The sequence below is a fragment of the Pseudokordiimonas caeni genome, assembly GCF_026719705.1.
Classification (GTDB): Bacteria; Pseudomonadota; Alphaproteobacteria; order Sphingomonadales; family Kordiimonadaceae; genus Gimibacter; species Gimibacter caeni.
Map to the genome: position 1 here is coordinate 1021229 of NZ_JAPPRR010000001.1, position 21783 is coordinate 1043011.

Annotated in this window: 18 protein-coding genes; 6 read left to right on the top strand and 12 right to left on the bottom strand. The window is 61.4% G+C overall.

Annotation, left to right across the window (positions count from 1 at the left end; genetic code table 11):
• Positions 1 to 4: 4 nt before the first annotated feature.
• Positions 5 to 481: an outer membrane lipid asymmetry maintenance protein MlaD gene (gene mlaD / locus OU694_RS04630; RefSeq protein ID WP_308909805.1), complete on the top strand. Its 477-nt coding sequence runs from the start codon at positions 5 to 7 to the stop codon at positions 479 to 481.
• Entirely contained in the window at positions 462 to 917 is a 456-nt protein-coding gene (locus OU694_RS04635) for a DUF2155 domain-containing protein (RefSeq protein WP_308909806.1), read from the top strand. Before mlaD ends, OU694_RS04635 begins: the two co-directional genes overlap by 20 nt.
• Here OU694_RS04635 and aat read toward each other — a convergent pair.
• From aat to aroQ, 4 genes are all read right to left on the bottom strand, one after another.
• Entirely contained in the window at positions 854 to 1513 is a 660-nt protein-coding gene (gene aat / locus OU694_RS04640; protein ID WP_308909807.1) for a leucyl/phenylalanyl-tRNA--protein transferase, read from the bottom strand. The two genes, OU694_RS04635 and aat, sit on opposite strands and share 64 nt — an antisense overlap.
• An 18-nt stretch (positions 1514 to 1531) precedes the next feature.
• A complete protein-coding gene (gene accC, locus OU694_RS04645) occupies positions 1532 to 2887 on the bottom strand; it encodes an acetyl-CoA carboxylase biotin carboxylase subunit (RefSeq protein WP_308909808.1) in 1356 nt (451 codons plus the stop codon).
• A gap of 11 nt (positions 2888 to 2898) precedes the next feature.
• Complete coding sequence (accB, locus tag OU694_RS04650) at positions 2899 to 3375, bottom strand: acetyl-CoA carboxylase biotin carboxyl carrier protein (protein ID WP_308909809.1); 477 nt, start codon at positions 3373 to 3375, stop codon at positions 2899 to 2901.
• A gap of 66 nt (positions 3376 to 3441) precedes the next feature.
• On the bottom strand, positions 3442 to 3903 hold the full coding sequence (gene aroQ / locus OU694_RS04655) for a type II 3-dehydroquinate dehydratase (protein WP_308909810.1): 462 nt from the start codon (positions 3901 to 3903) through the stop codon (positions 3442 to 3444).
• 144 nt (positions 3904 to 4047) lie between these two features.
• On the opposite strand from aroQ, the gene thiS reads away from it, so the two are divergent.
• Positions 4048 to 5022, top strand: a complete 975-nt coding sequence (thiS, locus tag OU694_RS04660; RefSeq protein ID WP_373460250.1) for a sulfur carrier protein ThiS — start codon at positions 4048 to 4050, stop codon at positions 5020 to 5022.
• Between the two features lie 6 nt (positions 5023 to 5028).
• On the opposite strand, the gene OU694_RS04665 is transcribed toward thiS, so the two are convergent.
• The 3 genes from OU694_RS04665 to OU694_RS04675 all read right to left on the bottom strand — a co-directional run bounded on the left by OU694_RS04665 (position 5029) and on the right by OU694_RS04675 (position 10154).
• Entirely contained in the window at positions 5029 to 5799 is a 771-nt protein-coding gene (locus OU694_RS04665; protein WP_308909812.1) for a DsbA family protein, read from the bottom strand.
• 30 nt (positions 5800 to 5829) lie between these two features.
• On the bottom strand, positions 5830 to 7194 hold the full coding sequence (locus OU694_RS04670; protein ID WP_308909813.1) for a M48 family metalloprotease: 1365 nt from the start codon (positions 7192 to 7194) through the stop codon (positions 5830 to 5832).
• A gap of 149 nt (positions 7195 to 7343) precedes the next feature.
• A complete protein-coding gene (locus OU694_RS04675; protein WP_308909814.1) occupies positions 7344 to 10154 on the bottom strand; it encodes an Rne/Rng family ribonuclease in 2811 nt (936 codons plus the stop codon).
• 486 nt (positions 10155 to 10640) lie between these two features.
• Between OU694_RS04675 and OU694_RS04680 the strand changes: the two genes are divergently transcribed.
• From OU694_RS04680 to prfB, 3 genes are all read left to right on the top strand, one after another.
• A complete protein-coding gene (locus tag OU694_RS04680) occupies positions 10641 to 11867 on the top strand; it encodes an N-acetylmuramoyl-L-alanine amidase (RefSeq protein WP_308909815.1) in 1227 nt (408 codons plus the stop codon).
• Between the two features lie 97 nt (positions 11868 to 11964).
• Positions 11965 to 14502: a penicillin-binding protein 1A gene (locus tag OU694_RS04685; RefSeq protein ID WP_308909816.1), complete on the top strand. Its 2538-nt coding sequence runs from the start codon at positions 11965 to 11967 to the stop codon at positions 14500 to 14502.
• A 43-nt stretch (positions 14503 to 14545) separates the two neighbouring features.
• Positions 14546 to 15674, top strand: a protein-coding gene (prfB, locus tag OU694_RS04690) for a peptide chain release factor 2 (RefSeq protein ID WP_308909817.1) whose coding sequence is annotated in 2 segments (ribosomal slippage) — positions 14546 to 14614 and positions 14616 to 15674 — 1128 coding nt in all. Because the reading frame shifts where the segments join, the coding sequence is not laid out codon by codon here.
• 80 nt (positions 15675 to 15754) lie between these two features.
• Here the strand turns inward: prfB and OU694_RS04695 are convergent.
• The 5 genes from OU694_RS04695 to OU694_RS04715 form a co-directional block, all read right to left on the bottom strand.
• Entirely contained in the window at positions 15755 to 16120 is a 366-nt protein-coding gene (locus OU694_RS04695; RefSeq protein ID WP_308909818.1) for a bactofilin family protein, read from the bottom strand.
• Positions 16113 to 17489, bottom strand: a complete 1377-nt coding sequence (locus OU694_RS04700) for a M23 family metallopeptidase (RefSeq protein WP_308909819.1) — start codon at positions 17487 to 17489, stop codon at positions 16113 to 16115. The genes OU694_RS04695 and OU694_RS04700 overlap by 8 nt, the downstream gene beginning before the upstream one ends.
• 71 nt (positions 17490 to 17560) lie before the next feature.
• The gene (locus OU694_RS04705) at positions 17561 to 18376 is read right to left on the bottom strand and encodes a ferritin-like domain-containing protein (protein ID WP_308909820.1); all 816 of its coding nucleotides are present in this window, start codon (positions 18374 to 18376) and stop codon (positions 17561 to 17563) included.
• A 6-nt stretch (positions 18377 to 18382) separates the two neighbouring features.
• Complete coding sequence (gene bcp, locus OU694_RS04710) at positions 18383 to 18850, bottom strand: thioredoxin-dependent thiol peroxidase (RefSeq protein ID WP_308909821.1); 468 nt, start codon at positions 18848 to 18850, stop codon at positions 18383 to 18385.
• Positions 18847 to 21780: a bifunctional [glutamine synthetase] adenylyltransferase/[glutamine synthetase]-adenylyl-L-tyrosine phosphorylase gene (locus OU694_RS04715; protein ID WP_308909822.1), complete on the bottom strand. Its 2934-nt coding sequence runs from the start codon at positions 21778 to 21780 to the stop codon at positions 18847 to 18849. Before OU694_RS04715 ends, bcp begins: the two co-directional genes overlap by 4 nt.
• Positions 21781 to 21783 lie beyond the last annotated feature (3 nt).

Below are 21783 nucleotides of genomic sequence, written 5' to 3' on the forward strand. Positions count from 1 at the left end.
TGATATGACGTCCAACTGGATTGAAACGATTGTCGGCGCGGCTGTTCTTGTAGTGGCCGGCTGGTTCCTCATCTTCGCCTACGGCCGCACGGAAGGCGGCATGACAGGCGGCTATGAGCTTTCGGCCCGTTTCAACAAGGTCAGCGGCCTTACCATCGGCAGCGACGTGCGCCTTTCCGGCATCAAGGTTGGCGCCGTGAAATCGCAGAAAATCGATCCCGATACCTATCAGGCGATTGTCACCTTCTCGGTGACGAGGGACGTGACGTTGCCGGAAGACTCAGCCGCTGCCATCACGGCAGAAGGCCTGCTTGGTGGCAACTACCTTGCCCTTATTCCCGGCGGCAGCGACGAGATGCTGGAAGACGGCGACGAGATTGCCGAAACGCAGGATGCGGTGGACCTGATGGGCCTTATCGGCAAATTCATGTATAGCGGCGATGACAAGAAAGCGTCAGGCAGTGAGAACAAGCCGTCCTGACCGCGCGCTGGCGCTGATCCTTGGCCTGATGGTTGCTGAACCCGTGGCGGCGCAGGAAACCAGCCTGCCTATCGATCGGCCGAGCGAGGCCGAAATCGAGGCCGCAGAGCCGACCATCGCGGTGCTTCGCGCCCTCGACAAGATCACCGCCCGGATCACCGAGCTGGAAATCCCGGTCGGCGGCAAGCAAGGCTTCGGCACCCTGACCATCGATGTGCAATATTGCCGCTCGCGCCCGCCGATCGAACCGCCGGAAAGCTTCGCTTACCTGACGATCCACGACAGGCCTGCCGGACAAACTGAAGAAGTGAAGGTGTTTGAAGGCTGGATGCTGGCTTCTTCGCCCGCGCTCAACGGGCTCGAGCATCCGGTCTATGATGTCTGGGTTATCGCCTGCAAGGCTGCTGCCCCCGAAAGCGACACCGGCAGCCGCTGAAAATCGGCGTCTTCAATCGCCAGCGAGTCGCGCAGGCGCGCCTTGTATTCCCCGCGCGGAATTTCAATTGCCCCGAACTGCTTCAGATGCTCGGTCACGAACTGGGTATCGAGAAGGCTGAAGCCCCCGGCCTTCAGGCGTGCGGCCAGATGCACCAGCGCGACCTTGCTGGCATCCGTTGCCCGGTGGAACATGCTTTCCCCGAAAAAGGCACCGCGCAGGCGCACGCCATATAGTCCGCCCACCAGCTCGTCGTCCTGCCAGCATTCCACACTGTGGGCGAAACCCATCTCATGGAGTTCGGTATAAAGATCCTCGATCCGCTCGCTGATCCAGGTGCTTTCGCGCGCGCGGGCAGGCGCGGCGCAAGCGCGCACGACCTGCCGGAAGGCGCTGTCCACCGTTACGGTGAAAACATCACGGCGGACAGTGGCGGCAAGTTTGCGCGAGACATGGAAATTCTTGAGCGGCAGGATGCCGCGCTCGTCCGGATCGATCCAGAAAAGACTGTCGTCGTCGCGGGCCTCGGCCATCGGGAAAACCCCGGCGGCATAGGCCTGCAACAACAGCTCAGGGGAGACAGTGCGATCGCTCATGTCTCCCCCTCGCTTCTGTCATTTTTCCTTGGCGTTATGGGCCGCCAGGAATTTCTCGAGCCAGTGGATGTCATATTTTCCGGCGCGGAAGTCATCGTTTTCAACAAGGGTCTGGTGCAAGGGGATCGTGGTGGTGATACCCGAGACAACAAATTCCTCCAGCGAGCGACGCAGGCGGAGGAGGCAGCCTTCGCGGGTGTAGCCCGATACGATCAGCTTGGCGACCATGCTGTCATAATAGGGCGGGATCGTATAGCCCGCATAGATCGCGCTGTCGCACCGCACATTGAGGCCGCCCGGCACGTGATACTGGGTAACCTTGCCGGGGCTCGGCACGAAGGTGAAAGGATGCTCGGCATTGATGCGGCATTCGATGGCATGACCGTGGAAGCGCACCATATCCTGCGTATAGGAAAGCGGTGTGCCGGAGGCCACACGAATCTGCTCCCGCACGATATCGATGCCGGTGATCATCTCGGTCACCGGATGTTCCACCTGCACGCGGGTGTTCATCTCGATGAAATAGAACTCACCGTCCTCATAAAGGAACTCGATGGTGCCCGCACCCGAATAGCCGAAGTCGGCCATCGCCTTGGCGACGATGCCGCCCATGCGCTGGCGGGTTTCCTCGTTGATCACTGGCGACGGTGCCTCTTCCAGAACCTTCTGGTGGCGGCGCTGCAGCGAGCAGTCGCGTTCCCCGAGGTGGATACAGTTACCGTGATTGTCGCCGATGATCTGGAATTCGATATGACGCGGCTTTTCGAGGAATTTCTCGATATAAACGGCGTCATCCCCGAAAGCGGCCTTTGCTTCGGTACGGCAGGCATTGAGTGCGGTCGGCAGCTCTTCCTTGGTGCGCACCACCTTCATGCCGCGTCCACCGCCGCCGGCAGCAGCCTTGATGATGACCGGATAGCCGATGCGGTCGCACACGGCGCGGGCTTCACCGTCCTCGGTCACACCACCATCCGAGCCCGGCACCACGGGGATGCCTAGCTTCTTCACGGTTTCCTTGGCGATGATCTTGTCGCCCATCATGCGGATATGTTCGGGGCTCGGGCCGATGAAGGCGATGCCATGGTCGCGCAGGATTTCTGCGAACCGGGCATTCTCCGACAGGAAGCCATAGCCGGGGTGAACCGCATCGGCGCCGGTGATTTCGGCGGCCGCGATAAGGCGCGGGATATTCAGGTAGCTTTCACGTGACGGGGCAGGGCCGATACAGACCGATTCGTCGGCAAGCCGCACATGCATGGCATCGGCGTCGGCCGTGGAATGCACGGCTACCGTCTTGATGCCCATCTCGTGGCAGGCCCGGTGAATCCTGAGGGCGATTTCGCCCCGGTTGGCGATCAGGACTTTCTTGAACATTGGCTGGCGCCTTATTCGATGATCATCAGGGGCTGGCCGAATTCGACCGGCTGTGCGTCGCCGATCAGGATTTCCTTCACGGTGCCGGATTTGGGCGCGGCAATCTGGTTCATCACTTTCATGGCTTCGATAATGAGGATGGTTTCACCCTCTTTCACCTGCTGGCCAACCTTCACGAACGGCGCGGCGTCCGGCGAGGGGGACATATAGACGGTGCCGACCATCGGCGAGGGCACAGCGCCTGGATGATCTTCGGCAGCCGCAGGTGCGGCGGCAACCGGTGCGGCGACTGGCGCGGCCACAGGGGCTGCGGCGGGGGCCGCTGCCATCGGGGCAGGTACCGAATAGGTCATCGCAGCCTGGGGTACGTCGCGCGCCACACGAATGCGGAAATCGTCTTCTTCGACCTCGATTTCGCTCAGCGACGACTTGTCGAGCAGCTCGGCGAGTTCGCGGATCAGTTCTTTATAATCATTGAGTTTGGACATCAGGGTATCCCCCAGTTCTGACTTGTTCTGTTGTCTGAATAGATTGACCGGTCTTGAAGCGGCCGGTCAGGTCTTGGCCCGGTCGAGAAGGGCACTGGCTGCGTCGATGGCGAGCCGGTAGCCGTCCGCGCCAAATCCGCAGATGACCCCGGCGGCAACCGGCGACACATGCGAATGATGGCGGAATTCTTCCCGCGCGAAGATGTTGGAGAGGTGCACTTCGATCACGGGCAGGGCGACGGCACTGAGCGCGTCGCGCACGGCGATCGAGGTGTGCGTATAGGCGGCGGCATTCAGGATGATGACATCCGCGTCCCCCTTGGCGGACTGGATCCAGTCCACAAGCGTGCCTTCGCTGTTGGTTTGCCGGAAATCGGCGGCAAGGCCATGCTTGCCTGCGGCCTCTTGGCACATGGCCTCGATATCGGCGAGCGTCGTGGTGCCATAGGTGGCCACTTCGCGGGTGCCGAGAAGATTGAGGTTAGGACCATTGAGGATCAGGATTTTTGCGTCCCGGGTTTGGGGCATGCCACCGTCCGATCTGTCGACTGAGCGCTTGATGGCCCCTGTATAATGCCATATGTAGGCAATGCAAAGCCGGAACCGCATGGTCCATGTTTGATGATGCGGACAGCCCCACCTTCCCGCACTGACGAAACGGACAGAGACGTGATTCATCTGACAGTTAACGGCGATCCGAAAACCATCGAAACGCCGGTCACCCTTGATGCCTTCCTCACCTCGCTCGGCCTTGACCCCACCAAGATCGCAGTAGAGCGCAACCTCGCAATCGTGCCGAAATCAACCTACGGCGAAACCACGCTTGCGGACGGCGACAGGCTCGAAATCGTCCATTTTATCGGTGGCGGCAACACGAAGGCCGACAGCTGGTCGGTCGGGGGCAAGACCTATTCGTCCCGCCTGATCGTCGGCACCGGTAAATACAAGGATTTTGAACAGACGGCCGAGGCAATTGCTGCTTCGGGCGCCGAAATCGTCACCGTGGCAGTACGCCGCGTGAATGTGACGAACCCCAACGAGCCGCGCCTTGTAGATTTCGTGGACCCGAAAAAGATCACCTACCTGCCGAACACAGCGGGTTGCTTCACGGCGGACGATGCGCTCCGCACCCTGCGCCTGGCGCGTGAGGCCGGTGGTTGGGATCTGGTGAAGCTGGAAGTGCTGGGCGACCAGAAGACGCTTTATCCGAATATTGTCGAAACGCTTTCGGCCGCCGAAACCCTGATCCAGGAGGGTTTCAAGGTGATGGTCTATACGAACGACGATCCGATCATCGCGAAGCGCCTTGAGGACATGGGCTGCGTGGCCATCATGCCGCTCGGCGCACCGATCGGCTCGGGCCTTGGCATCCAGAACCCGGTGCAGATTCGCCTGATCATCGAACAGGCGAAAGTGCCGGTGCTGGTGGATGCGGGCGTTGGCACAGCGTCGGACGCTGCCATCGCCATGGAACTTGGCTGCGACGGCGTTCTGATGAATACCGCGATTGCCGAGGCGAAAGACCCGGTCCTGATGGCGCATGCCATGAAGCTCGCGGTCGAATCCGGTCGGGCCGCCTATCTCGCCGGGCGGATGCCCAAGAAGAAATATGCGGACCCGAGCTCGCCTCTTTACGGCCTGATCTAGGCTGGCTTAGTTGCCGGCCTTCGCCTTGTCCGCGCGGGCGCGGGCGATGGCCTGCCTCACGCGGTCAGGGCCTTCGGCGCCGAGCAGGATGTCGTTGCCGATGATATAGCCCGGCGTGCCTTCGAAGCCGATGTCGCGGCCGATGGCGAGCGCATTTTCAATCGCCTTGTCGATGAGCGGGCTTTTCATATCGGCCTGCAGGCGTGTGGTGTCGAGGCCGACCCGCTCGGCAATCGCCAGCATTTCCTTCTCGCTTGCGGGCGCCTTCGGGGCAGTCATCAGCGCGTCATGGAAGGACTCGAACTTGCCCTGCAGGTTGGATGCGAGCGCGGCACGGGACAAGATGCGCGACATTGGCGTTTCACCGTCGCGGTCAAGGATCGGGAATTGCAGCGCGGTGAGGCGCACGTTGCCGTCTTTCGCCAGAATATCTTTCATGACCGGATAGTGGCGGCGGCAATAGCCGCAGCGATAATCATAAAACTCGACAATCGTCACGTCGCCCTTGGGGTTGCCAAGCACCGGGATCGACGGATCGTTCTCGAGATACCCCCGATATAGGCCCACGGTCGGCAGCATCTGTTCGGTCTGGCGGCGGCGCTGCCATTCACTGATCGAACGTACGATCAGTTCGGGATGCTCCATCAGGTAGCTTTCGATAACGGCCTCGATCTTCTCCCGCTCCGCGTCGCTCACCTTCACGTCAGAAGACTGGGCGAGGGCGGGCAGGCTGGTGGTGGCAAGCACGAGGGTAAGGCTGGCGATCTGGCGGCGCATGAATGTTCCTTGGATAGAGAGAAAGTGATGTCAGCGGCGGCGCATCCGCTCGCGCATCTGTTCGGCATAGGGCTCGGATATCATCAAAATATCCTGCGCGCGAATCCAATCTGGCGATCCCTTGGGAAGGCCTTCCATGGCATTGCGGGCATGATTGACGGCAAGGTGCAGCGCACCGACCGAATAGAAGCGTTCGGCCGTGGCAAGGGCCGCGTGCGGCTCATCATTGAGCCAGCTGTAGGCGCGGGCCAGATTGAACCAGGCGAATGTGTTGGTGGGATCGATCTTGGCAGCGCGCTGCAGTACGGGCAGGGCGATTTCCATCCGCTCCGGATTCTCGTTGCTGACAAGGGCTTGCCCGTAAGCCGTGAGGATCAGCGCTTCGTCGGGCGCGAGTTCCGTGGCGCGTTTCAGGACCGTGATCGCCTCGTCGACGCGACCGTTTTCAAACAGGATCTGACCCTTGATTTCATGGAAATAGGGGTTCTCCGGTTCCATCTCGATCAGCGCGTCGGCCTCGGCCAGGGCCTTGTCCCATTCAATCGCCTTGTGCCACGCATAAACGCGGGCATAGCGCGCGGCGGCACTTTTGTCGCTTTCCGGATATTTGGCCAGCACCTGGCGCGGCTTGGCGAGATAGCCGACAAGCTTTGCCTGCAGCCGTTTGAAGGTTTCTTCCTCGGTCGGGTCAGGTTTTTTGTCGCGGAACGGGCTTTCATTCACCCGTTGTTCCAGTTGTAGCATGCGGGTGGAATTCAGCGGGTGGCTCCGCACGTAAGGATCCTGCCGCACCTGTGCGAGGATTTCCTGATTCTGCAGCTTGCGGAAGAAACGGACCATGCCGGTCGCCGATGTGCCCGTGGCTTCAAGGAAAGTGGCGCCCGCCTGATCTGCCGCGCTTTCCTGCACGCGGGTGTAGGCCAGAAACTGGCGTTGCGCCATCGATTGGCCCGCCATCAGGATGCCCATGCCGGCGTCACCGCCGCCCGCTGCGATGGCGGCAGCACCAAGCACCATCGAGATGACCGACATCATCGTGGCGCCTTGAACGCCTTCACCCATCCGCGCGAGGTGCGCCCCCGAAATGTGGCCGGTTTCGTGGGCGATCACGCCTTTCAGTTCATCAACGTCGTTTGCGGCTTCGATAAGTCCTGAATGGATGAAGATATTCTGTCCGCCGGTGACGAAGGCGTTGATGCTGTTATCACCCAGAAGATAGATTTCGACCGAGCGCGGGTCCAGCCCGGCGGCCTTGAACATCGGATCCGAAATTTCGTGCAGGAAATGCTCCGTCTCCGCATCCCTGAGGATGGACTGCGCCTCTGCAGGGGCTGCAAGGGCGATGGCAAGGGCACTGACGGCAGCGAGTTTCTTCAGGCTGGACGGCTTGGTCACCGATTCATTCTCCGGCTTGTCTCGGGGCTCAGGCTAGGGCGACAGCACTGAACCGTCAATGAACAGTGCGGTGAAAAGCTGTGATCGCACGCTGGAACGAAAACGGGCCCCCGCAGGAGCCCGTTTCTAATATCGGATCGTGGCTTTTCTTAGCCGAAGGTGCGCTGCCACCAGCCCTTGCGCTTCGGCTGGTTGCTATCGGTGTTGCCAGCTTCAACAGTCGTGACCTGCAGCGCCGGGTGCGTTGCCGCAGCAGGGGTGGCTGCTGCAGCCTCGGCAACGGGCTCTTCCGCTTTCGCGGCGACCGCCGGTGCTTCAGCCGCTGCGGCCTTGGCAGGCGCCTTGCGCTTGCGGGGAGCTGCCTTCTTCTTCGGCTCGGCGGTTGCTGCTTCCTCGGTAGTTTCAGCGGCTTCAGGCGCAGTCTCAACTGCGGCTTCCTCGGCCTTGGGCTTGGCCTTGGTCGTGCGGCGAGCGCGTGGCTTCTTGGCTGGTGCTTCCTCGGCTTCCGGTTTTGCTTCCTCGGCCGGGGCTTCAGTTGCAGCTTCTGCAGCTTCGGCTTCAGCTGCGATTTCGGCCTTGGTCTTGCGACGGGCTCGCGGCTTTTTGGCCGGTGCCGGTGCTTCTTCCGCTTCGGTTTTCACTTCCTCGGCAGGAGCTTCCGCAGTTTCTGCGGCAGCCTCGCCTTCAGGAGCATCCGCCCGCTTCACGCGGCGGCGACGGCGCGGTTTCGGCGCAGGGATATTGCCGTCAGCAGCGGCTTCTTCGCCTGCGTCAGCGTCTGCCGCTTCGGCTTCCACGGGTTCTGACCGGGCTTCGATTGCGGTGCCGGCGTCTTCTGCCGCCACGTCATCGCGCTGGCCGTCTTCGCCACGGCCACGCCTGCGGCGACCGCCCCGGCGACCCCGGCGGCGGCGTGCGCGGCCTTCACTGTCAACGCGGGCTTCGCCTTCGCCATTATCTTCCTCATCGGCACGTTCGCCGGCTTCGTCGGCAGTGGCCTCTTCACCATTCTCGTCGCGGCGGGCAGTGCGCTGCTCGTCACCACGCTCGGCGTCGCCACCACGACCGCGACGACGACGGCGGCGGCGCTTGCGGCGCGGGTCGCCGTCACCGCGTTCCTCGCGGCTTTCGTTGCTGCTGGTGCGGATTTCTTCTTCTTCGGCGTCCTCGATATCGTCTTCTTCGTCTTCGCCGTCGAATTCGGCGATATTTTCCTGCGTGATGACCGTTGCAGGTTCAACCGCGCGGATCATCGGCGTGCCGGCTTCACGGGTCAGTTCGATATCCGAATTGCCGAAGCCCGTCCTGGCGATCACTTCGATCTGGTAGCCATACTGGCCTTCCAGCTCGACCAGCGCGTCGCGCTTCTTGTTCAGGAGATAGATGGCAACGTCCGGGCTCGTGGCGATGCGGACAATTGTGCTGCGGGCGCGGATGCCTTCTTCCTCAAGCTGGCGCAGCGCATTCAGGGCGGCGAATTCAATCGAAAGGACAAGCCCCGTGCCTTTGCAGGTGGAGCAGGTAACCATGCTGGTTTCCTGCAGGTTGGGCCGGAGGCGCTGGCGCGACATTTCCATCAGCCCGAAGCTCGAGATGCGGCCAACCTGGATGCGGGCGCGGTCGGCCTTCAGGGCTTCCTTCATGCGACGTTCGACATTGCGGTTGTTACCGCGTTCTTCCATGTCGATGAAGTCGATGACGATAAGGCCGGCAAGATCGCGCAGGCGCAGTTGGCGGGCAATCTCGTCCGCTGCTTCAAGGTTCGTGTGAAGCGCGGTTTCCTCGATATTGTGCTCTTTCGTCGCCCGGCCCGAGTTCACGTCGATCGAGATCAGCGCTTCGGTCGGGTTAATGACGATATAGCCGCCGGACTTCAGCGTCACGACCGGCTGGTACATGGTCTCCAGCTGGCTTTCCACCTGATAGCGGTGGAACAAGGGGATGCGGTCCTTGTAATGCTGAACCTTCTTGGCGTGGCTCGGCATCAGCAGCTTCATGAAGTCCTTGGCAGCGCGGTAGCCCTTTTCCCCTTCCACAAGAATCTCGTCGATCTCGCGGGTATAAAGGTCGCGGATGGTGCGCTTGATCAGGTCGCCTTCCTCATAGATGAGGGCAGGGGCAACCGACTTCAGCGTCAGTTCGCGGATGCCGCTCCAGAGGCGCAGCATATATTCGTAGTCGCGCTTGATTTCGGCCTTGGTGCGCTGCATGCCGGCGGTGCGGATGATGAGGCCCATCCCGGCAGGCACGTCCAGTTCACCGATGACACTTTTCAGGCGTTTGCGGTCGGTCGTTGACGAAATCTTGCGGCTGATGCCGCCGCCATGGGTCGAGTTCGACATCAGCACGCAGTAACGGCCGGCGAGCGACAGATAGGTGGTCAGCGCCGCGCCCTTGTTGCCGCGCTCTTCCTTCACGACCTGCACAAGGATGATCTGGCGGCGCTTGATCACTTCCTGGATATTGTAGCGGCGCTTCAGGGTGCGGATCGAACGGCGGCGTTCGGCCGCTTCTTCAAGATGCGCATCGGCTTCTTCTTCGGCATTTTCCTGCAGCGTCGTCGCTTCGATGGGTTCTTCGCCATCGGCATCTTCATGCTCGGCGTCCGCATCGGCTTCCACGGGTTCAGGTGCTTCTTTCACCGGGGCAGGCAGGACATCCTCGACCTTTGCGGTCTCGAATTCCTCGGCTTTCAGCTTGTCGCGGTCCTCGACCGGAATCTGGTAATAGTCCGGGTGGATTTCACTGAAAGCCAGAAAGCCGTGACGGTTGCCGCCATATTCAACGAAGGCGGCTTGCAGCGACGGCTCGACGCGGGTGACGCGGGCGAGATAGATATTGCCTTTGAGTTGACGGCGGGAAGCGGATTCGTAGTCGAATTCCTCGACGCGGCTACCCTCGATTACAGCAACCCGGGTCTCTTCCGGATGGCGGGCATCGATCAACATACGTGTGGACATAGAAAATTCTCCAGGCATCTGGCCGCGCGGAATCGCCCGCGGACATGCGGGGCGCGCTGGCCATGCCATTGATGTGAAGGGATCCCGAAGGAACGAGGTGGGCAGAAATCGGCGCATTCCGGTCGATAAGGCGAGCATCGTCCCGCTGCGTAACCAAGCGGCTGGATTTTGATGCGTCCTGGTGGCTAAGCCGTTCGACCATTGCCGGTTCTTGTCCTTGTTATGACCCGGTCTCGTCCGTTTTTGCCGATGGCCATAACGGCGGCCTCTCGGATCGTCACGGCCTGCCCTCGCGTTGCGATCGCGTCGGGGCCGGGTCATGGTTCGCCGCCCGAAAGCGCCAAACCGATAATCTCGCGCCGCTAACGTAGTAAGTTCGTCGGTCTTTTACAACGGAAAATGTTGAGACTGTTGCCACTTCTAAATAGTATGCTCGATAAACGGGATGTGCCGGCACCTAGTTGCTCCGGTCCGTCATGAGTGAACATGAGCAGGGTTTTGCGCGTGAACTGCAGGATCATCAAGGCTTGTCTGGCGTTCGCCCTTTGGTGCTGCACGTCCTTTGCCGTGGCGGCGGAAGTCGCCATCAGCAGCATCCGTTTCGGCGAGAACGGCGATACATCGCGCGTTGTGCTGGACGTGGACAGTGCCATCGAGCCGCGCATCTTTCTATTGTCCGGCCCCAACCGGGTGGTGATCGACGTGCCCATGGGGGCATGGCGTGGCAACGGCGCCAATCGTGGCATCGGCCTCATCGGCCAGTTCCGGCACGGGCTTTTTGATGCCGATACATACCGGATCGTGCTTGATCTCGAGCGCCCTGCGCTTGTCTCGTCAAGTTTCGCGCTGCCACCGCGTGAAGGTTATAACCACCGTTATGTCATCGACCTGAAATCCACGAATGCGGCGGATTTCGCGGCAGCCGTCGCCGCCGACAAGGCAGTTGCTTCGGCGGCGCGCCCGGACGTGACGTCGGTTGCCCCGAGCGTTCCGGCCTCACGCCCCTCCGCCATTCCGGGGGCGAAGAAGGTGATTGTCCTTGATGCCGGGCACGGCGGCCCTGATCCGGGCACGCTCGGCGTTCTTGGTGTCAACGAGAAGCACATCGTGCTTGCCATGGCCAAGGCCATCAAGGCGGAGCTAGAGCGTACCGGCCGCTATACGGTGAAGCTGACCCGGGACAGGGATTTCTTCATCCCGGTGCGCGAGCGCTTCGTGCTGGGCCGCAAGCTCGGCGCCGATCTGTTCATCAGCATCCACGCGGATTCGATCCAGAACCCGACCGTTACCGGCGGCAGTGTTTACAGCCTTTCCGAAACCGCATCGGACAAGGAAGCCGAACGGCTGGCCGCTCGCGAGAACAAATCTGACCTTGTGGCGGGGCTCGACCTCAATGAAGCGGACGACGAGGTGGCCGGAATCCTCATTGATCTCGCCCAGCGCGAGACGCTCAATTACTCGGCCCAGTTTGCAGAAATCCTCGTAAACGAAATGAAACGGGACAATCCGATGCTGTCGCGCGCACACCGTTATGCCAATCTTGGTATGCTGAAAGCGCCTGATGTGCCGAGCGTGCTGATCGAATGCGGCTATCTTTCCAACAAGGATGACGCGCGCCGGCTGGCAAGTGCCGAGGGACAGCGCAAGATCGCCCGTTCGGTCAGCCGCGCCGTGGATCGCTATTTCGAACATATGATCGCGCTCGGCCGCTGATTTCCTTGTACACTTTGCGAGCGTTTGCGCCTTACCAGCGCCACAAAATTCTGGCATAGGGTGCGCCCGAACGAGAACAGGAAGGCCTGACCCGCCCATGACCCCGAAAGACGATATCAAGTCTGCCGAGCCCAAAGGCAGCGAAGAAGCGCCGAAGCGCCGTGCACCGCGCTGGCGCAAGTTCGTCTATTGGGGGGCAGGGCTTTCACTTTTCGGGATGGTCGCCGGTGCCGGCGTCGTGCTTGGTGCATTCATCCACTATGGACGTGACCTGCCGGACTACAAGACTCTCGCGGAATATGAGCCGGCGGTGACCACGCGCATTCATGCGGGTGACGGCAGCCTCCTGACCGAATTCGCGCGGCAGCAGCGCCTGTTCGTGCCGGTCGAGGCCGTGCCGGACCGCGTTGTGGAAGCCTTTCTGGCGGCCGAGGACAAAAATTTCTTTGAGCATGGCGGGCTTGATTACATGGGGATGGTACGGGCGGCCATCAACAGCGCGCTCAATATCGTGCAAGGGCGTAGCAACCTGCAGGGGGCGTCCACGATCACCCAGCAGGTGGCGAGGAACTTCCTTCTGACGCTTGACCAGCGCCTGGACCGCAAGATCAAGGAAATGATCCTGACGCTCAGGATCGAGCGCGCCTTCACCAAGGACCAGATCCTTGAGCTTTACCTGAACGAGATTTATCTCGGTAACCGCTCCTACGGCATCGGTGCTGCAGCGCTCAATTATTTCGGCAAGTCGTTGCCAGAGCTGACGGTTGCGGAAGCCGCTTACCTTGCCGTGCTCCCGAAGGCGCCGAACAATTATCACCCGGTGCATGATCATGACCGCGCGCTCGGCCGCCGCAACTGGGTGCTGTCGCGCATGCATGATCTCGAATTCATCAGCGACGCTGAATATGAAGAGGCTGTGGCGACCGATCTGGAACCGCCGGTGCAGGGTGCACGCGCCGAGTTCAGGGCCGATTATTTCGCCGAGGATGTCCGGCGGCAAGTGGCAGCCCTTTATGGCGAGAAAGCCCTGTACGAGGGCGGTCTTTCGGTACGCACCACGCTGGAGCCGCGCCTGCAGGAAATTGCCGAACGGCGCCTGCGCGACGGGCTTGTCGCTTATGACCGCCGTCACGGATGGCGCGGGCCGGTGACGCATATCGGTGTGGCCGCCGATTGGCGCGAGAAGCTTCTGAAGGTTCGCCAGTCGGTCGGGAAGCCCGGCTGGCGGCTCGCGCTGGTTCAGGAAGTGCGCGAGGACGGCGCTATCATCGGCCTCGCCGATGGCACGTTCGGCTTCATTCCGCTTGATGCCATGCGCTGGGCGCGTGAATGGCGCGAAGGCGAGCGTCTGGGGCCGAAGGTCGAATCCACCGGGCAGGTTTTGAAGATCGGTGATGTGATCGTGGTCTCGAAAGGTGAGGGCGAGGCGAGCTTTGCCGCCTACAATACCTTCTCGGGCGACACGCTGACCAAAGCGCGCAATTATAATCTCGACCAGATCCCCGCAATCGGCGGCGCGCTCGTCGCACTTGACCCGCATACCGGCCGGGTGCTTGCGCTGGTTGGCGGGTTCGATTTCAATGTCAGCCAGTTCAACCGGGCAACGCAGGCAGAGCGCCAGCCGGGATCGGCCTTCAAGCCTTTCGTCTATGCGGCGGCGCTTGAACACGGCTTCACGCCTTCCAGCCTCATTCTCGACGCGCCCTTCGTGATGGATCAGGGCGACGGGCAGGGCACCTGGAAGCCCCGCAACTCGTCGAACAAGTTCTATGGGCCAAGCACGCTGCGCCTCGGCCTCGAAAAATCGCGGAACCTGATGACCGTGCGGCTCGCCCAGAATCTCGGCATGCCGATGGTGATGGATTATGCCCAGCGCTTCGGGCTTGCCGACAATATGACCCCCACACTGGCGGCTTCCCTTGGCGCGGGCGAAGTGACGCTCCTGAAGCTGAGTGCCGCCTATGGCATGCTCGTCAATGGCGGCAAGAAGATCGAGCCGACGCTGATCGACCGTATCCAGGACCGCTACGGCAAAACGATTTTCCGGCACGATACCCGTGCCTGCGCGGGCTGTGAGGCGAGTGTCGAGCCGGCCGCACCGCTCGTCGAGCCCGAACTGCCCGATACCCGCGCGCAGGTCGTGGACCCGATCACCGCCTATCAGCTTGTTCACATGCTCGAAGGCGTGGTGGAGCGCGGCACCGGCGTGCGTATCCGTGCAGTCGGCAAGCCGCTGGCGGGCAAGACCGGCACCACGAACGATTCCACCGACACATGGTTTGTCGGCTTCGCGCCGGACCTCGTGGTTGGCGTCTTCGTCGGTTTCGACCAGCCTCGTTCGCTCGGGGCAGGTGAAGAGGGTTCCAGCGTTGCCGTGCCGGTTTTCCGGGATTTCATGATCGATGCCCTGAAGGGCCAGCCGAGCATTCCATTCCGGATGCCGACCGGTGTGCGGCTTGTCAAAGTGGATGCTTCGACCGGCCAGCTTGCGGGCGCCGGTAACGCCCAGGTCATCCTTGAAGCCTTCCGCCCCGGGACCGAACCGAAGTTCGGTGAGGTCACAGTGCTTGACGGGTCGCTTCCGATCGGTCAAACACAGGGCACAATTCGCAAGGGTACCGGCGGAATCTATTGATCCGCCTGCCTATTCTGCAAACGAGTAACGATAAGGAACTGACATGCGCGCGGAAGCCCAGGCAACCGTCGACCAACTCAAGCAGTCGCTGGCACTGCTGAGGAGGCATCTTTGACTGGGATCAGGCTCTGTTGCGGCTTGAGGAGCTGAACGCCCTCGCCGAAGATCCCGATCTCTGGAACGACCCCCAGAAAGCGCAGGCGCTGATGCGCGAGCGCACCAAGCTCCATGATGCCGTGTCCGGCCTCAAGGCGATCGACGCTGACCTCAACGACACGCTCGAACTGATCGAGCTTGCCGAGATGGACGGCGATGATGCTATGCAGGCCGAAGCCGAAGGCTCGCTCAAGGGGCTGCAGGCCAAGGCCAAGGAAGCCGAACTGAAGGCGCTGCTTTCCGGCGAGGCTGATGGCAACGACACCTATGTGGAAATCCATTCGGGCGCCGGCGGCACCGAGTCCCAGGACTGGGCGAGCATGCTGTTCCGCATGTATTTCCGCTGGGCCGAAAAGCGCGGCTACAAGGTGGAGACCGTCCAGTATATGCCGGGCGAGGAGGCGGGCATCAAATCCGCCACGCTGCAGATCAAGGGCGAGGACGCCTACGGCTGGATGAAGACCGAAAGCGGTGTGCACCGGCTGGTGCGTATTTCCCCGTATGATTCGAGCGCGCGGCGCCACACGAGCTTCGCGTCCGTCTGGGTCTATCCGGTGATCGACGACAATATCGACATCGAGATCAACGAGTCCGATCTGAAAGTCGACACCTATCGTGCCTCCGGCGCCGGTGGCCAGCACGTGAACACCACCGATTCCGCTGTGCGCATGACCCACATCCCGTCGGGCATCGTGGTGCAGTGTCAGGCCGAGCGGTCGCAACACAAGAACCGGGCTTCGGCGCTGTCCATGCTGAAGGCCCGTCTCTATGAAGCGGAGCTTAGGAAGCGTGAAGAAGCGGCGAACGCGCTAAACGCGACCAAAAGCGAGATCGGCTGGGGTCACCAGATCCGTTCTTATGTGCTGCAGCCCTACCAGATGGTGAAGGACCTGCGCACGGGTGAGGAATCGGGTCAGCCACAGGTGGTGCTGGATGGCGACCTCGACCGCTTCATGGCAGCAGCCCTTGCGGCGCGCGTTTACGGCGAGAACAAGGAAGTTGGCGATATCGACTAACTCGGATCGCCCAGAGAATACAAAAAGCCCCGGCGCCACTGGCTGCCGGGGCTTTTTGTTTTTGTGTATGGCCTTCGCGCTTATTCAGCGGCGGGCTTGGCGGCGGCGCGGGTGACCGTTGAAAGATCGGCAATGCGGCCGGTGAGCTTGGCGCCGGCTTCCACCGAAAGGCTTTCCTGATAAAGGTCGCCGTTGATGACGGCGGATTTTTCGACGCGTAACACACGGACCTTCACTTCGCCCTTGATATTGCCGCGGATGGTGGCGCTGTCGGCGGTGACGGTGCCGGTAACCGAGCCATGCTCGCCCATCACCAGTTCGCCGCACACCACGTCACCCTTGATGGTGCCATCAAGCTGCAGTTCGCCGTTCACGGTCACATTGCCTTCGATGGTCACATCGGCGGAAAGGATGGAAGGGGTGGACGGGCCGTTGACGCTAGCCATCGGTCCTTTCTTGTTTTCTTTGGAAATGTCGAACATCCGCTGCCACTTTCAGGAATGGCATGGGGTCCAGGATCCGGTCCCCCTGCCAGATTTCATAATGAAGATGGGAACTGGTTGCACGGCCGGTGCGTCCCATGTCTCCGATTTGCTGGCCCGCCGCGACAATCTCACCCACGGAGACGCGCAACCGGCGCATATGACCATAACGGGTTCTGAGCCCATTGCCATGGTCGATTTCGATCATATTGCCATAGGGGCCCCATTTGCCAGACTTGATCACCTTGCCGGCGCCCGTGGCATAGATGGCAGTGCCCGGCCAGCCGGCAAGATCAAGGCCCTTGTGGCTTTTCCATTTGTTGGAGAAGGGGTCGCGGCGGCTGCCGAAACGGCTGGAGATATAATAGTCAGCGGCGGGTTCTGCCGCCGGGAAGGCTTCCAGCAGAACCAGAAGGTTCTGATACTGGTCCCACTTTTCTTTCAGGCCCACGAAGGCAGGGTCTTCATATTCCATGCCGAACTCGCTGCCGGGCAGCTTGGTGGTGAGATAGGAAGCCGGATGCCACAACGAACGACCCTTCGGGGCCAGTTGCTCGCTCCTCAGTTTGGTCGGCTGCAGGATGGTATCAAGCGTTTCCATCTTGCCATCGATCGCAAGGGCGAGCGACCGGGCAACGCTGCGCTGGCGCAGGTCCATTTCCGCGAAGCGCGCGGCCAGCGCGTCAGAGCGCGATTCGGCAGCGTCGGGGAGCGACGCATGGGCGTCGCCGGCATTGAAGATTTCGCGGAGGAAGCCGGTGACCGGACCTTCGGTCTCGGCTGGCGTTTCGAACACGGACGGCGCCAGTGTTGCCGTCTTGTCGCCGGTGGCCTCTTCAGCTTCCTCAGCTGCGGGGCTCTCGGCGGTGCCTTCCGCTTCGGGGCGCGGCGGCGCAATCTGGTCGACAATTTCCTCGAGATACTGCTGGCGGCGCTCAAGTTTGGCGGCGCGGCGCTCTACATCATTCTCGAGGGTCGACAGGTCTTCCGTCACGCTCTGCATATTGGCGGACATGACCTTGATGGTGCGATTCTTGGCATCAAGCGTGAGATCGCGGCTCACATAAGCGATGGTTGCAACGAGGCCCCACAGTACAAACAGAAGAAGTAGCCCGGAAAGGGCTACTTGGGTGTAACTGCCGATGGTAAGGAATCGCACACGGCCTTCGCTGCGCAGAAAAAGCTGCCGCTCAGGAAAATACCTGAGCCGCAAACCGTCAAGGCGCGTATAAAGATTTTTTAGTGCTTTCAAGCCCTTAGCCCCGTTTCGAGAGACCCTTTTTCGGGTCTTTTCTTCCCTTGGCACCTGTCTGCACTGGTTTCCCCCCGGCACATCTGGCGCAAGCCACGGCGCATTCCACCGACTCGAGGGGGCCCGAGTCAAGCCCTAATGCGGTGAGGCGTTCAAAGTAACATGTCCGCGAGCGGATCGTAGAAGCTGAACGGCAAGCCTGCCGCGTCGCGCGCCGGGCGGTTGAAGGGGCGCTTCAGAAGGCCGCTGAAATAGGTGCGCACCAGAGACTGGAATTTTTCCTCAGGGTCGACGCCTTCCCCGGCGCACAGATGGTGGAACCAGCGTGTGCCGGCAGCCACATGCCCGACTTCCTCGTCGTAGATAGTCTGCAACGCTGCCGCAGATTCCGCATCGCCAAGCCGGGCGAAGCGGTCGATCATCTGCGGGGTGACATCAAGCCCCCGCGCTTCAAGCACCATCGGCACCACGGCGAGCCGGGCGGCGGCGTCATGCGCCGTGGCAGCGGCGGACTGCCAAAGGCCGTCGTGGGCGGGCAGGTCACCGTATGCGCAATCGAGGGCAGAAAGACGGGCGGACAGCAAGCCGAAGTGCCGGGCCTCGTCGTCCCCCACGCCGATCCAGTCATCGGTGAAGGGGCGGGGCATTCGGGCGCCAAAACGCGCCACGATATCGAAGGCAAGGTCGATGGCATTCAGCTCGATATGCGCCACGGCATGCAGGAGCGCGCGGCGGTTATCGAGTGTACCAGCCTTGCGCCGCTTCGGCATGTCGGCCGGCGGCAACAGTTCAGGCTTTGCGGGGCGGGCAGGGCGATCAGGCGGTGGCGTGTCGTAACTTGCGGCAAGCAATCCCGTGCGCCACGCTGCGGCCACCTTGCGGGCGGTGGCGGCCTTGTCAGCAGCGTCAGCGGTCGTCAACACGGCAACGGCCGCTTCGCCGATGGTTTGCCAGCGGGTTTGGCTCATGATCGCTCAGGCAAGTGCCTTCACGGCTTCAAGCACTGCATCGGCATGGCCTTTCACCTTCACCGAATGCCACACTTCACGAACTTTGCGGTCGCCGTCCAGAAGGAAGGTAGCGCGTTCGATGCCCATATAGGCGCGGCCATAGAGCTTTTTCTCGATCCAGACACCCCATGCCTCGATCACCGTGCCGTCCACATCGGAAGCGAGCAGGACCTTCAGATCATGCTTTGCGGCGAACTTGGCGTGCTTTGCAGCCGTGTCTTTCGAGATGCCGATGACAGTGCAGGCAAGGGCGCGGAAATCCGCAATCCGGGCGCTGAAGTCGATGGCTTCGGTCGTGCAGCCCGGCGTGTCATCCTTGGGATAGAAATAGACGACCACCGGCTTGCCCGCGAAGGCGGAAAGGGTGATATCGGTGCCGTCGCCACCGGGCAGGGTGAAATCGGGGGCAAGATCGCCGGGTTTCAGGCTCATGTCGCGTTCCTCTGATCATTTTCCGTGTCGTTGCGGTCGTCCCCTAGCATGGACTGATAGAGGGCGTAAACCGCGGCTTGGGTACGCGCGAGGGTCGCCTTCAGATCATCGAAGCAGGAAATGCCAAGTGCTGTAGTGAGGATATCACGCAGCCCTGCGGAGATTTCGGCGTCATCAGCGGGCGATTTGCCAAGGCACAGCCGGAAGATCGACTGCAGATGATGCTGCAGCACATAGGCATCCTTGAGCGTGGCGGCGTCTGCCGCGTCCAAGGCCCCGCAATCGGCAAGCCGGTCGAAGGCTGCCATCAGTTCCGGAATGAAAACGCCGGTGTGGCGCGCCCCTTCGCGCAGCATCAGATACTGGCCGATGAATTCGATATCCACGAGCCCGCCGCGCACATGCTTGACGGCATAAGGATTTTCAGTACCGAACTCCTTTGCAAGACGCCGTCGCATGTCGGCAACAGCGGCCTTGAGCGCAATACCATCGCGGGGGGCAGTCAGCACCTTATGGATAGTGCTTTTGATGGCTTTCCCGAACGCATCCGAGGCGATCACCACCCGCGCGCGGGTCAGCGCCATATGCTCCCACGTCCAGGCGGCTTCGGTGTAATAGTCCGAGAAGGTCTTGAGTGTGACGACAATCGGCCCCTGATTGCCCGAGGGGCGCAGGCGCGTGTCCACCTCGAATAGCCGGCCTTCGGGGGTCAGCGCCGTGATTGCTGTGATGATATTCTGGCAAAGGCGCGAGAAATACTGGCTCGGCATCAGGGGCCGGTCGCCATCCGACTGCGCATTCATGTCGGGCACATCATAGAGGAATACGATATCGAGGTCGGACGTTTGCGTCAGGGCACCGCCGCCATATTTCCCCATGGCGAGGATGGCAAGGCTGCCGCCGGGGAAATGACCGTGGCGGCGGGCGAATTCTTCCGAAACCGCCGGCACCAGTGCCTTCAGGGTCACGTCCGCGACACGGGCGAGGGCATGGGCGCATTCCTCGACACCGGCGATCCCTTCAAGCCCATGCACACCGATACGGAAACGATAATCCGCCACAAAGCGCCGCGCGATATCGAGCACGTCCTGATAATCCTTGGCGCGCCGAAGCATGGATTTGAGGATGGCGGCAAGTTCGTCCTCTTCTTCCACCGGCATGAAAAAGTCGGGATCAAGCACCGCGTCCCAGAGGGACGGCTTTTTGGCGAGTGTTTCGGCCAGCGCTGGCGCCAGACCCATCACGCGGGCGAGCAGCTTGAAAAGCGACGGGTTGGCGTCCAGAAGCGAGAAAAGCTGAACACCGGCCGGCAGCTGCGCGATGAACTGGTCGAAACGGGTGAGGGCTGCGGACGGCGCATCGGTCGCCGCAAAGGCGTCAACAAGCCGGGGCAGCAGCTTTTTCATCAGGCTTTTCGACCGGTCGTTCTTCAGCGCACGGTATCGCCCCCGCCGCCAGCCATCGATGATCGCGGCGACGCTCGGCACGTCACTGTAGCCAAGCTCGATAAGCGTCGCCTCAATGGCTTCGGGTTTGGTGCGGGCGTCTTCATCGTCGGCGCTTTGCGGCAGGAAGGCATCATAGATGGCTTTGACCGCGCGGGTGTGGCGGAACAGGGCGTCCTTCAGGTCCGACGGCTTTTCAAAACCGCAGAAGGTGGCGAGGCGGGCGATATCATTCGCTTCGGTCGGGATTTCGTGGGTCTGGTCGTCATTGACCATCTGGATACGGTGTTCGAGCGTGCGCAGGAAAATATAGGCATTGCCGAGTGTGTCCCGGATGTCGGGGTCGACCAGTTCCTCCGCGACCAGGGCGTCGAGCGCTTCGAGCGTGCCGCGCAGGATAAGAGAAGGGTGCCGCCCCGCGAACAGCAACTGATGGACCTGCGTGTAAAACTCGACCTCGCGGATACCGCCTTGCCCGAGCTTCACATTATAACCTTCAAAGGCGAGTTCCTGCTGGCCATAGTGGCGGTTGATCTGGTTCTTGATCGCGGCGATGTCGGCAAGGGCTGCGAAATCGATGGTCCGGCGCCAGATCCAGCTTGAAAGCGATGCAAGGAAATCGGCGCCAGCCTGCCTGTCGCCCGCCACTGTTGCCGCCTTGATCATGGCAGAACGTTCCCAGTTCACGGCCATCGAATGATAATAGACCTCGGCGGCGCCGACAGTCATGGCAAGCGGGTTGGCGGCGGGGTCGGGCCTGAGCCGCAGATCGGTACGGAAGACATAGCCGTCGCCCGTGCGCTTCTCCATCATCTCGATGAGGTCGCGGGCAAGGCGGACATAACAGTCGCTGAGTGTTTTGCGGCCGGTGTAGCTGATGGCTTCAGGGTCATAGAACAGGATCAGATCGACGTCCGACGAATAATTCAACTCACCCGCGCCGAGCTTGCCCATGCCAAGAACGAAGAAACCGGTACCTTGCGACAGGCGGGGGCTCACGGGTTCGGGCTCACCGCGCGGCCAGCCAAGCTCGCCCGCCCGCATACGGATTTCCAGAAGATGGGAAACAGCAAGATCAAGCGCCTTCGAAGCAAAATCGCTGAGGGCGGCGGTGACCTTTGAAAGCGCCCACTCACCGCTGACATCGGCAAACGCGGTGATGAGCGCCACATCGGCCTTGGCCTGCCGGAGGGTCGCCATCAGGCTGGTCGTATTCTCGCCCTCCGACCGATCGGCATCGAGGGCTGAAAAAACGGCGGCAAGGCAAGCGTCCGGCCCTTCGGTCAGAACCCGGATTGCGGTTGCCGGGCGGCGGCGGGCGGTGGTGGCAAGGAACGGGCTGTTGCCGAACACGGCATCGGCAAGCGCACGGTTTGCCGGTGCGGGATCACCATTCTCTGTCGCGACTTCACAAAGGATTGCCCAGATTTCGTCCGTATTTGCTGTATCATGGGGTTTGGGATATGGACTGTGGCGGGCGGTCATGCT